Here is a 12,602-nt window from a genome sequence, read left to right as displayed (position 1 = left end):
GACAAAGCCCAAGTCTACATGGAAGCCATCCGTCAACACGGACACCGCGCCATCGCAGCAGGCAACCTACGCGGCATCCAATCAGGCCACAGCCTATTCATCCGCAACAGCACCCACGAAGACGCTAATCGTGGTTGGATAGTACTCGGCACCACGCTACACGCCACAGAGACCTCACAAGAAACGCACAGCGACTCAAAATACAGCATCCACGTCGAGTTCACCCTGCACCCTGACAACGAACAAGTGCGCCCCGACCGTCGATTAAAGAAACCCGAAGCACGGACACAAACCGCCATCGTGGTCGGTCCCAAAGACAAAGAAGTATGGGTCGACCAATATGGGCGTGTCAAAGTGCAATTCCACTGGGACCGTTACGGCGCATCCGATGAAAACAGCTCCTGCTGGGTGCGTGTATCGTCACCCTGGCAAGGCACCAACTTCGGCGGCATCCAACACCCGCGCATCGGCCAAGAAGTCATCATCGACTTCTTGTCGGCCGATCCCGACATGCCCTTTGTCAGTGGCCGTTTAAGCAATCCCGACACCATGCCCAACTGGGAACTGCCCAGTCAGCTTGCCTTAAGCGGTTTCAAATCTAAAGAGATTGACGGCGCACAGAACAACCACTTGATAATGGACGACACACCCAAAGAAGTCCAAGTACAGCTCACCAGCGACCATCAACTGAGCCAGCTGAATCTAGGCTACATCACCCGCATACCTGATGTTAAAGGTCGAGCCGACTATCGCGGCCAAGGGTTTGAGTTACGCTCGGACGGTTGGGGCGCGATTCGCAGTGCCAAGGGTATGATGTTATCCACCTACACCCGAGCCACAGGCACAAGTCACGTCAAAGACATGTCTGAAATCGTCGGAGTGTTAAAAACAGCACACAATCAACACCACAGCTTTGCTGAACTGGCGATTGACCATAAAGCTGATGAACGGAGCATCGATGACACGGCACAAGCGGAGCTGTTGAATCAAAACCATGACATCAGTGGCGAAGCGCATCCAAAAGACAAAGCCAACGCTGCGATTGCCAAAGCACAAGCCATGACGGCACCTGACCCTAAAACGGGTGCGACTTGGAAGGTTAAAGGCGAGGGTGACGAATCTAAAGACGCTCAATCAGCAACTGAAACCGATAAAGACAAGTTCCCTGAATTGAAACAACCGCATTTGGTCTTGGGTAGCCCTGCGGGGATTGAGTTGGCAACACCTAAAACTGTTCACATTGCGAGTAATGCACACACAGCAATTACCACAGGACAAGACTTGAGCTTGTCGGTCGGTAAACGTTTGGCGGCTTCTGTATCTAAGGGCATTAGCTTCTTTACCCAAACACTGGGGATGAAACTGTTTGCGGCCAAGGGGAAAGTGGAGATTCAAGCGCAGAGTGATAACATCGAAATCATTGCGGATAAAGTGATGAAGTTGATTAGTGCTAAGGAGTCGATTGAGATTGCGGCGAAGAAGGAAGTTTTGATTACTGCAGGGGGCAGCTATATCCGCATAAATGCAGGTGGGATTGAAGAAGGAACCCTTGGTAGCTGGAAGGCTCATGCGGGTAGCCATAATTTGCCAGGGGAAAAACAAGTCAATCTCGCTTTGCCAGAGTTCTCTAATTTGAAAAATTATGACATTCAATTTGTATTTATAGATGATGAAGACAATCTGTACACTAATCATGACTATGCTATTTGGAATGAGAACGGTGATTTAATCATTAAAAGTAAAACTGATTCAGAGGGAAAAACAGAAGTTGTTTATTCGCAAGTACCAGAAGAGTTCACGGCAAAATTGCTACCGAAAGAGATGAAATGACTACTTTTTTTACAAGACTAAAAATAAACAAAAATCAATTAAGCAAAGCCCATCTTGCGCAACTAAAGGATCGTAAGATTACATATGATGTCTTTCTGTATAGTGATTATCAGACTCAAGAAACTAAAATCACATCTGCCACGCAACAATTTTTTTCAGCAGAAGGAGAAAGTTTGGCGAGATACCCTCTTGAGTCTAGATTTCCGAGTTGGGAAGATGGAGCTAAAGATGAAATATCTGCAGTTTGGATTGTTTATGCAGATGAAGGCAAAACAGTATTATGGCGAGGACAAGTAAAGGAGATGTTTCAAGAAGGTAGCAACAAATGGAATGTTCCGAATATAAAAAAATATACTGATGGTGTATCAAGTGCACAAAGTGACAAACCTAACACTAAAGAAACACGAGTACCAAGAATAAAATTTAGCCTGTATGCTAGGAAGGCTGGCTCTTTTGGTGTTGGAGAAACCCAAGTTGGTAGTATCGGTGGCATGGTCAGCCCGTCTAAGCCAAGTTTACATTTTACTCTAATGATCGAAGACCTATATTTCGGAATATGGGGGACTGATGGTCAGCCTTCTTCGAAGGTGGGAGGGAAGCTTATCTCCAATTTCTATACAGATTATCCAAAATTCATAGTTTTGAGGATTGATATAAAACCTCCTGCTGGTATGACAAGAGATGAATTTAAAAAACGCCTAGTGGCTAACGCCTATAAATTCCAAAGCTATAGCTTAGATTACTCTGTGCCAGATAATCTTGGCGGGTCTGTAATGGATCCTGGAGAATATAATAGCAGTTCTTATATCGCTGGATTATTAAACAGTGTTATGGGCTATGTTCCAAAAATAGTAACGCCAGGGTATCAAATCCCTGGTTGGGAAACACCTGTACCGTCTTCATTTTTTAGGGGCACATAGATGAAAAAAATTATATTTTCTTTTCTTTATTGTATGTCATTGTTATGGGCATTCCCATTGTATATCTATATAATAAGCACTTCTTTTATCCAGAATAATTCACTATTCTACGGCTTGGCTATGACATTTGCATTTCCAGTGGCGGTCATAATTGGTATGGTTTACTTCTATATAAAGGTTTTCAGGCATTTATTCACATGCATGGAATGCATTAAAGTGCTCGTTTTCATTACTTTTTCGTCTGTATTTTTAGTTGGTTCCCTTTTTTTTGGATATGGTGCAATACTATCAACATTTGGCGAATGAAAGTAGGGGGTGAGAAACATGCTTAGCCAAAAAACGCTCCAATGAACCAACGCTTCAGGTCACTGTAGAAAAAAGACGTAGCCCCCTTTATGAAGGGTGCGGCCGATGACATTAAGACTCAAGTTAAAGAATCACAAAAAAATGAAGACGTCGGACACCATATTGATTTAACAACGATAGACGACTTAAAAAAATTAAATTGGCTTCGAGCAATTGTGAATTGTGGGTCAGATCAGAAAATTGTGATTGATACTCAAAAACAATCACAGCTAAGGCGTTATACTTTGCATTAAATTAAAGGCAACATATGAAGTTAACTTGGCTTGAGGTTGCCAATTTAGTTCTGAAATTGTGTTAGTTTTAAACGGAAAAGAAAAAATGTCATATCCAGTAGCTCGCCTAGGCGACACTTCAGACCACGGCGGTAAAATCATCACGGCCTCGCCGACATTCAATGTGGGCGATGTACCTGTCGCTCGAATTGGCGATATTTTAGACTGCACTGAGCATGGTCAAAATCCAATCGTGAGCAGCCTCGTGCCTCAATCTCAAACCATGGGGCAGGCTCTTGCGCATGTGGGTTCTAAAACAGCATGTGGCGCGACCATTACAACTGGTTGCGAGACGTTTAAGATTGGCTAATCGCTCATACTGAGCTTGAGCAAATTTGGTCTGTCGTTCAAGTTGTTAGCGACATGGCTAAATCGCCTTAAGTTTTCTTTCTTCGGCCAGGATTCTGTAAACCGTAGCTTCACCGACATTGAGTTGTTTGGCAATCACTGCTTTAGTAAAGCCATCATGACTCAAGCGCAAGATAGACAAGCGTTGCTCATCAGAAATAGGCTTTCTACCACGGTATTTACCATCGGCCTTAGCTTTGGCAATGCCCTCGCGTTGACGTTCAAGCATCATTTCACGTTCAAACTGTGCAATACTTCCCAGGACATTTAAAATCAATTTTGCTGTCGGCGTTTGGGTATCCAAACCCAAATTCAAGATTCGGACAGTCACGTTCTTACTAGATAGGCCGTCAATGATTGTCATCAAGTCACGCATCGAGCGAGCCAAACGGTCTAGCTTAGTGACAACAAACACATCACCATCACGCGCGTATTCTAAAGCTGCTTCAAGTTGAATGCGCTTAGATTGAGATGAAACTTGCTCTTGAAATATCTTAGTGCAACCGACTGATTGCAGCTCTTTGATTTGGGCATCGAATCCAGCTTGCTGTTCGATGGTCGATGTTCGAGCATAGCCAATAATCATAAAAGACACTCAATAGGATTAAAGATACTATGATAGCACTACTATCATAATTAAAACATGACTTATGTGGGAGTGTTTTTCATTAAAATCGGAGCTATCACTGAAGCAGGGGCTATTGATAGCTCACTAATTTGAGAAATCGGTAAATAGCCTTGACATCTTATGAAATGATAAAAATTTGAGAGTAATCGATTTACGTATTATTATTTTTAAGTATAGAGGAAATTTTATCATTCACCATCTTTTCAACATCGCTATTGTTTTTAACAGCATCATTGAATGTGTCTATCAATTCCTTTTTGTTTGTTTTGACTAATTCAGCCATGGCAAAAGAGTAGGCTTCCTCCATCTCTTGATCGTTAAAAAAGAATTCGTTATTTAATGAACCTATTAAAATTAAAAAATGTTCAATAATGCAAAAAAACAACCAAATATGGCCATTAAACCACTCGTCATAATCTTTGGTTGATTCAATTGTTTTATCAAAAAAGAAACTTATTTTTGTAGAGTGTAATTTGGTTTGTTCATCTCTTGTGGCTTGAGCATAGAACTTAATTCCACTTGGATTTGGATGAAGAAGTAGACTCAAATCGTGATAAGTTGAACCGTAAGGAATGTATGAGCAGTCTTTATCTAATTTGGTTACTAAAGTATTAATATTTGTCACTGTGTCGTCTGTCTTTTTTGAACGATCTTCATTTAGCCCAAGGAACGTTTTATGATATTCTGTATCTGAATTAAACTTATGAAGTAATGCGTTCGTTTCTATTTGAGAGCGCATAGCGTTTACAAAAGACGTAGCATTATATGGAGTTAGGCTTGCGAGAATCGTTCTAATATTTTCATTTGCTTTTGAAAGTAAAAAATTAAATATTTGCCGATAAACTGCTACATAATTACTACCGCGTAGAACTTTTAAATAATAATGAGCGTGAATTTCTTTGAAATAATACTCAAAATATTTTCTTTCGTTTTTTTTAAGTTTCTTGTTTTTTACTAATCGGCGCCAGTTAGCAAAATAGGCATAAGATATAATAAATTTTTCTGATGATTTTAACTTATGATATAAGTGGTGTGGGTAAACTTCAGGAAATTCAATCTCTGTATTATTGCTATTTTTTAGCATAATTCTTCATCTTTCATTAAATTAAAATCGGTATAGGAAAACGCTCAAGACTGGTATCTAAGGATTTTAATTGCCCTATAAATTTTCCAAATTGAATCATGATTTGCTTATGAAACAATGCTGATACTGACGTTGAATAAGTAGCCTGTTCCGTTGTTGAGTTTTTCGAATTTTGTGGTGCCCCTTTATTATTCAGTCTTTATATTTTTGTCCACTAGCTCTCGCAAAACGGAACTCATTGTTCTTTTATTTTTAAAACAAAATGTTCTAAGACGAAGATGTAGTTCGGGTGACAACTCGACCGTTACACGTTCAAGTTTTTCATCTGTCTCAGAGATAGCTTTTAAAGCGGCTGCTTTTGAGCTTGATGGACGTCCAGCGGATAGGCCTAGTTTTTTACTCATTTTATAAAATCCTAATTTTAGACTTTTACAATATTAAAAAATTATAATTTTATCAAGTTTAAATATTATAAATTTATAATATTGGTGATTTCATTTGTTAGCAAGCTCACTTCGTGCGCTGCTTCGCCATCAGGTTCTAAGTCCATAACTGTTTCACCGCTTGCTGCGCTGCTGGGGTAAGATACACGCTGATAAATCCTATGGTCTAATACAGGTAAGCCGTAGCCGTTTAGTGCATCTTCTACTTCATTCCCAATTCGAGTACCGCGTATTACACGAGAAACGACAAATGCAGCTTTTAAACGTCCATCTGTGACTTCAATTCTTTGTTTAACTAGGTCTACCAAGTCAGCCGCAGCCCAAATGTCATAAGGTGATGGTTGTACTGGTATTAAAACAAAATCAGCAGCTTTGATTGCTGAAACTGCCAAATCGGCAGCTTGTGGTGCACCGTCAATCACAATGAAGTCTTGAGCAGCCAAGCCTTTAATATCTCTCTCAATGGTTGGTCTGTCTATTCCAATTACTTTAAGAGATTGTTCATCACGAACGGCTGCCCAATCGCGTGCGCTTCCTTGAGGGTCTGAATCGACTAATGTAACGCTGTAACCTTTTAGCTCAAGTGACTTAGCCAAATGAGTAGCGATGGTGGTTTTACCTGAACCGCCCTTTTGATTTAATACTGCAATGACTTTCATTATGCCCACCTTATAAAATTAGAAAATTATAATTTTATAAAATCATATTTTTATAAAATTACAAAATGAAAAATCTACTCTGCGCTTGATTCAAAAATATCAAGAGTCTTGCTGTCCCGTTTGGCGGAGTCAGCAGCGTCGCGCTTTGCCACACTATTTTCAATTGTTTCTTTCATGCTGGTAATTCTGTACTCTTTGATGAAAGCTAAACGATTACCATTAAATAGGTAATCTATGTTTAAAAAGTACATTCCTGGCTCAACAGATTCAGCAATAAAGCCTTTGTCTATAAGTTCAGCCATCCCACGAAAAAACGTAGCTCGACTGATTGGTGTTATGTTTTGTTCAACACTCATAAAATGGAGATACAATCGGTCGCTGCCTGGTGATTCCTGTACTGCATGATAAATGACTTCAAAAACTTTAGCACCTGCAGACGTTAATCCTTGAAACGCCTTAACGCCATTGATGTATAGTTTTACGAATTTCGTTTTATCAACCTCGATGATTTCATGAAAACCTGCTGGAGCTACGGTTTCACCTGATTCAGAAACCACCATGAACTTATCGCCCTTTTTATTGCTCAAACGCTTTGTACCAGTTTTGCTGTTGGATAAAGCATCTGGGAGAAAAGGATTCTTTTCATATTTCGCCGCTCCACGGCGGCTCTGTATAGGTTTTGCCACTTTAACTCCTGTCTTGGTATCAAATAGAGATATGTTATTGATACTTATAGTATCACGCCCTGAGACAAAAAGTCTTAATTTTATGGCTCAAAATGAGATAAATTTTTTAATGTACAAAATCACGAGGATGAAATTTTTTTATACACACTTTCTATGGTCTCGTTTTTGTGTCTGCAATTGAGACTTTAAGTCTCCAAACCTGAGACTTAAAGTCTCAGAACCTGAGACTGTGTTTCCTTATTTCATGCGGGTTTGAGGCATTTTGCTTCTTATATCTTTAAATGGCCAAAAATTCATATGATTTAAACAACTTATAGTGGTTTTAAAGATTCAAATTCTTAAACTTATTTAAAGCCCTTTAGGGCTTAATTTTGAGCTCCAGAATCGCTGTGGGTAAGTGTGTGCAACCTGTTGGCAAGTTGTGGGCAACCCGATTTATGGTTGTCCATAGCTTGTCAATGGGTTGTGCACACGTTGTCGCCGTATTTTGGCGACATATCCATAGCACGGTTAGTTAGCCATGCTAAAAGTTGCTACGGTCGTGAACGACCGCAAAACGCAATAAATAACCCCGTAACGGTTTAATAAGAGTTGCACGACCGCATAGGCGGTCGTAAACGCAATTGATGGTTTGTGTAGGGGCTTCGCCAGCCCCTCTGGCCGCTTATGCGGCCATTCACCCCGCAGGTATTTAAAACAACATCGGATTACCTGGGTGAAAATCCGAGCAGGCATAGAAAAAACCCTTTATAGCGTTGTGAATGGGCTAAAAAGGGCTTTTATCTCGTTTCCGAGGTTGTACGGTCATCGGCTCCTCAGCCTGTACCGTAGGTTAATTCTAAAGCATTTTGACCTTTATTTGTTAGCTGATGATTTATACCTATTCTAATTAGTTCGCAATTTTGTTTGCACAATCTAAGTTATATGATTTTCATATAATTGAAGTTATCAGAGTAGCTGAAGTTTTAAGTTCTAGTAGCTATCACATTAGCAATGCTGTACTAAAGCGCTTTGACCTTTATTTGTTAGCTGATGATTTATACCTATTCTAATTAGTTCGCAATTTTGTTTGCGCAATCTAAGTTATATGATTTTCATATAATTGAAGTTATCAGAGTAGCTGAAGTTTTAAGTTCTAGTAGCTATCGCATTAACAATACTGTACTAAAGCGCTTTGACCTTTATTTGTTAGCTGATGATTTATACCTATTCTAATTAGTTCGCAATTTTGTTTGCACAATCTAAGTTATATGGTTTTCATTAATTGAAGTTATCAGAGTAGCTGAAGCTTTAAGTTCTAGTAGCTATCACATTAGCAATGCTTTACTACTTCAATATACATATATAAAAAAGTTGACAAGCTGTTCATAATCGTCTATAATTGTTTACATTCTGACGGCCGTTTGATTGTACCGTAACGAACGTTACTTGGTTTTTTTGGTAAAATGTTTTCAGGATAAAAAACAGCACGCAAAAAATCGCGTGCTGTTCGGTGCACAGAACCAATTGCAGTTGGTTCTGTGTGTCAATGCTGTTACCTACTATTGCATTGACTGAGGGATTCATAAGAGAGTAAAACGTTTTTATTATACATCCCAAACATAGGCCAGCCAAGTTTTTTTGGTAATAGTGGGCATGACACCTTTTGTTAGGGGGTTAATATGACAACATGTAATTGTCCGTCATTTAAGCCTGTAAAAGTTCGTTCGTATGTTCGTATCCGCTTCGGCAGAGTAGAATGTGTGTGTGAGCATTGCAGACCATATCCTAATCGTTAATTAGGATAAAGAGGCGCGCTATAAAAGTGCGCCTCTTTTCACGTGAAAAAATAGCGCATTGCTACCACTGGGGCTAGGGCTATTGATAGCCTCGGAATTGACGCAATTTGCCTATCACACACGTTAATTTTGCTTTTTGATAGCCCATTTATCAGCACATCAAAGGCTCTAATGATAGTCAATCGACTGTCAAGGCCCTTGACAAGATCGACCAAAGTTTTACATTTTTGGGGGATGGGCAAAATTGCCTAGGTTGGCTCAGGAAAGTTTAGATCTTTGCGGTCGATGCAAAACATAAATCCTTGATTTGTGACTACATTGGGACTACAATATCATCTACTATTCATCACTTAACACAGGAGAAAGTCATGGGAATTGCAGACACTTATGTCCGTGCACGAATCGACACGCGTACCAAAGAACTGGCTACAGATGCACTTGAAGCAATGGGTTTGTCCGTGTCTGATGCGATACGCTTGTTGATGATTCGTATTGCTGAGGAGCATCGTTTGCCATTTAACGTTAAAGTACCCAACGCAACAACTCGTAAAGCCATTACTGAACTCGAATCAGGGAAAGGCAAGCGTTTGAACTCAGTAAATGACTTGATGGATGACCTTCATGCGCACAATTGACCGCTCAACTGTGTTTAAGCGAGATTTTAAGAAGCATGGCGAAATTGAGGCTGCATTGATTGAAGTGCTCTACAAACTTCTCAACGATGAAGTTTTGCCTGAGAAATATCGTGACCACTCTTTGACGGGTGATTGGCTTGGCTATCGTGAATGCCATGTCAAGCCTGATTTGCTGTTGATTTACAAGCAGTCTGATGAAAATACGTTACGTTTGGCGCGACTCGGTTCACACAGCGAGCTGTTTTAAAACCCTTAACGTACTTTATAATCCGTTTTCTGTCGTGCCCCCTAATGATAGTCAATCGACTGTCAAGGGGCTTGACAACTCAAACCGCTGTCAAGGCCCTTGACAAGCAAAGTCCCTACCAATAATCCTGCCGATGGTAGTCGAATTCGTCCTCGTCCTCCTCCTCAACGGTCGGGATTCCAGGCCTCCTTACTTTTATGGTTTCTTCAGGTAAAAACTGCATGGTAACGGAATCGAACGGCGCAAAGTCCATTTCAAAATCTCGCGTTTCATCCCCCATCAGTCGCCACCACCCGTTCTTATTGCTAATCAACCGATGAACCCCTTGCACAATCCGCTTTTTGTGGTCGATACGATAACCGCGTTCATCCCGCTGTTGAACGTCATAAATAAACACGGTTTTGGCTTGACCGAACGTCAGGCGTTCCTTGATGCCTTGTTCCACTTGCAAGGGATGCAACCACATCGAAATACTCGTATTTGAGGATTTATAACGCTGAATGGCCGATGTGAGCATCTTGTTCATCTTCCTACCCGTCTTGCGGTACGATTCGCACTCAATGAAGCGCACAGGCAACTCATTCGCGAGGAAATGGTCGCGGATAGATTCATCCCATACCACGCCATCGGGTACTTGCGCCATCTTGTTCGACTTCTTCAGCTCACGTTCATTGATGTACCTAAACTCATGAGGCTGACGATGGCCGCTATCAAAATACGCTATTGAATCGTAAAAGTCCTGCATCTTCTGCGCATGGGAGACAATCAGAAACTCATTAATCATGAAGTCATGAAAGTAGTTGGACGCTGGAAACCACGTCCCATTCTCAACCTCGCCCCACTGCTCCGCACCGATGCACGAATAACCATGTTGCCCCATCCAACGCGCCCCACGCTTCGACAGAGCCGCAATCGTGCCACCGAGCCGCTCAATCTTGCGCTCAAGCAATAACCCGTCTTTAATCGCCGTCTTGATGAACCTAAACGCACTCACCCGTTGAGCCTCGACACTCTGTCGCGGCCAGCCGAGAACACCCAACTGCCGAACCGTTAGCCACTTATGGTTATAAATCGCCAACAACAACCGAATGCGGTTTCGCTCCTGCTCAACCTTGCCATCGGTTTTACCCTTACGGCTGAAATCCAACAACATAACCCCTCCAAAATAACGAGCACCAAAATTGGTTCATGCGGAAACAATTATAACCAAAATTGGTTTTAATGCCCCATAAAAGAACGCTTTACGAATAGACCCCTGCTACAATACCAGCTACTGGAAAAAAAGTAAAATACCGCGTTTTTGGGGTTGCTACAGATGCAAAAATGAAGGGTTGATTGAGTGTTGCTACAGCCTCCGCCTTAAGGCGAATGCTTGCGCCTCCCTCGGCGCACCGTAAATACTTGCTTCGCACCGCTAGGGCGGCCGTATTTACTCAAATTTCTGCACGAAATTTGTGCTTGAGTCGTTGCCTTACAGTGCGCTAGCGCACTTCCAGCGCGTACATAAATGTACGCTCGGAGGTCGCCTTTTACTGCTTCGTGGCGATGCCACTACGCGGACGGCTTCCCCCGTTTCGGGCTACGTTCGGTGCCTGCTACTACGTACCATGCCCCCAACTTGTTTTTGCTAACGCAAAAATCGGTCTGAACGACCGACCACGCAACGAGGGAAGCCGTCCGCTTTGCGTCCTAGGCGACGGGGCAAGCCCCCCAAAGCCGACCGATACGCTAGGGCGTATCTTGTCCTGCGTGACGCATTGCAAGCAATGCTACTTGTCCATCGTCTTTGGCTCCCCCCAGTCCCTCGGCGAGGCCTCGGGATGTTCAAGCTGGACGCTTGAATACCGCAAGCGGCTTAACACCACTGTTGGGGCAAATCAAGTGATTTTGTAAACCCAAAAGCCTCAACCACGCATACTCAACACACCAATTTGCAGTAGCTCAAACAACACATCCACTATAATTAAGCCCAAATCCAACCCATACACATTGCACTGCAAACATGAGCTCACCCAAACAACCTGCCAAACCAGCGGCACGTAAACCCAAGAAGTTCACCCCCATTCACCAATGGACACCCGAGCAAATCGCCTTGCTCGGACAAAAGACTGACACCGAAGTGGCCTCCCTATTGGGGCTGTCCAAAGCACAAGTACAACACAAACGCAGTCTACTGGGCATCCCACCCTTACACCAACGCAACAAAGTCAACTGGACCCCCGCACAACTCGCCGCCCTCGGCACCATGTCCGATGTTGCCCTGTCCAAACAAATTGGTATCTCCATCGACAACATTGCCTACATGCGCCAAAAGCTCGGCATCCCCGTCGCTCAAAACTACCGAGACAAACAAGTTCAACTCATCATCGAAAGGGTGCAGCGCATCTGCGCCGACAAAGGCGGCCTCCTACTCGACGGCCCCGAGAACTACACAGGCTACGGTGGTAAGCTCCTCGTTCGTTGCGACAAAGGCCACCAGTTTCGAGCCACCTCACAAAACCTATTCTCCGGATCATGGTGTCTCACCTGTGCGCGTATGAAACGACGCTTATACAGCCTCGTTGACCTGCAAGAGTTCGCGCAAAAGCGAGGCGGACGCTGTTTAAGTCAACACTACAGCGCAGCAGAGAACAATCCGCCTGAATGGGAATGTCATCGGGGCCATCGCTGGCGTGAGCAGTTCAATTATGTCCAACGACTGGTCAA

At 42.6% G+C, this 12,602-nt stretch carries 11 protein-coding genes and 1 pseudogene; 6 read left to right on the top strand and 6 right to left on the bottom strand.

The features are described 5' to 3' along the window. From DFR44_RS10725 to DFR44_RS10715, 3 genes are all read left to right on the top strand, one after another. A partial coding sequence (locus tag DFR44_RS10725; protein WP_133621565.1) for a DUF2345 domain-containing protein occupies positions 1–1,830 on the top strand: 1,830 nt, incomplete at its 5' end. Further along, positions 1,827–2,750, top strand: coding sequence for a hypothetical protein (locus tag DFR44_RS10720; protein ID WP_133621564.1), 924 nt, complete (start codon positions 1,827–1,829; stop codon positions 2,748–2,750). The genes DFR44_RS10725 and DFR44_RS10720, both read left to right, overlap by 4 nt. 684 nt (positions 2,751–3,434) lie before the next feature. After that, entirely contained in the window at positions 3,435–3,698 is a 264-nt protein-coding gene (locus DFR44_RS10715) for a PAAR domain-containing protein (protein ID WP_133621563.1), read from the top strand. Between the two features lie 57 nt (positions 3,699–3,755). Here the strand turns inward: DFR44_RS10715 and DFR44_RS10710 are convergent, their stop codons facing one another. The 5 genes from DFR44_RS10710 to DFR44_RS10690 form a co-directional block, all read right to left on the bottom strand. After that, positions 3,756–4,322, bottom strand: a complete 567-nt coding sequence (locus tag DFR44_RS10710; protein ID WP_133621562.1) for a recombinase family protein — start codon at positions 4,320–4,322, stop codon at positions 3,756–3,758. Positions 4,323–4,515: 193 nt separating this feature from the next. Continuing rightward, positions 4,516–5,448, bottom strand: a complete 933-nt coding sequence (locus tag DFR44_RS10705) for a hypothetical protein (RefSeq protein WP_133621561.1) — start codon at positions 5,446–5,448, stop codon at positions 4,516–4,518. A 188-nt stretch (positions 5,449–5,636) separates the two neighbouring features. Then, the gene (locus DFR44_RS10700; protein WP_133621560.1) at positions 5,637–5,852 is read right to left on the bottom strand and encodes a plasmid partition protein ParG; all 216 of its coding nucleotides are present in this window, start codon (positions 5,850–5,852) and stop codon (positions 5,637–5,639) included. A gap of 65 nt (positions 5,853–5,917) precedes the next feature. Next, positions 5,918–6,550, bottom strand: coding sequence for a ParA family partition ATPase (parA, locus tag DFR44_RS10695; RefSeq protein WP_133621559.1), 633 nt, complete (start codon positions 6,548–6,550; stop codon positions 5,918–5,920). 74 nt (positions 6,551–6,624) lie between these two features. Further along, positions 6,625–7,236: a replication protein gene (locus DFR44_RS10690; protein WP_133621558.1), complete on the bottom strand. Its 612-nt coding sequence runs from the start codon at positions 7,234–7,236 to the stop codon at positions 6,625–6,627. A 2,146-nt stretch (positions 7,237–9,382) separates the two neighbouring features. Between DFR44_RS10690 and DFR44_RS10685 the strand changes: the two genes are divergently transcribed. Both DFR44_RS10685 and DFR44_RS10680 read left to right on the top strand, forming a co-directional pair. Beyond that, positions 9,383–9,649 (top strand): type II toxin-antitoxin system RelB/DinJ family antitoxin, encoded by a 267-nt coding sequence (locus DFR44_RS10685; protein WP_133621557.1) that lies wholly within the window; start codon positions 9,383–9,385, stop codon positions 9,647–9,649. Next, positions 9,636–9,896: a type II toxin-antitoxin system YafQ family toxin gene (locus tag DFR44_RS10680; protein ID WP_133621556.1), complete on the top strand. Its 261-nt coding sequence runs from the start codon at positions 9,636–9,638 to the stop codon at positions 9,894–9,896. The genes DFR44_RS10685 and DFR44_RS10680 overlap by 14 nt, the downstream gene beginning before the upstream one ends. A 115-nt stretch (positions 9,897–10,011) precedes the next feature. On the opposite strand, the gene DFR44_RS10675 is transcribed toward DFR44_RS10680, so the two are convergent. Next, positions 10,012–11,049: a hypothetical protein gene (locus DFR44_RS10675; protein ID WP_133621555.1), complete on the bottom strand. Its 1,038-nt coding sequence runs from the start codon at positions 11,047–11,049 to the stop codon at positions 10,012–10,014. Positions 11,050–11,898: 849 nt separating this feature from the next. Between DFR44_RS10675 and DFR44_RS10670 the strand changes: the two are divergent. After that, positions 11,899–12,602, top strand: a pseudogene (locus tag DFR44_RS10670) (hypothetical protein); the annotation flags it as partial.

Origin of the sequence: Hydromonas duriensis, assembly GCF_004363775.1 — a bacterium.
In the GTDB taxonomy this organism is placed as follows: Bacteria; Pseudomonadota; Gammaproteobacteria; order Burkholderiales; family Burkholderiaceae; genus Hydromonas; species Hydromonas duriensis.
This window is presented reverse-complemented; position numbering and strand designations above follow the sequence as displayed.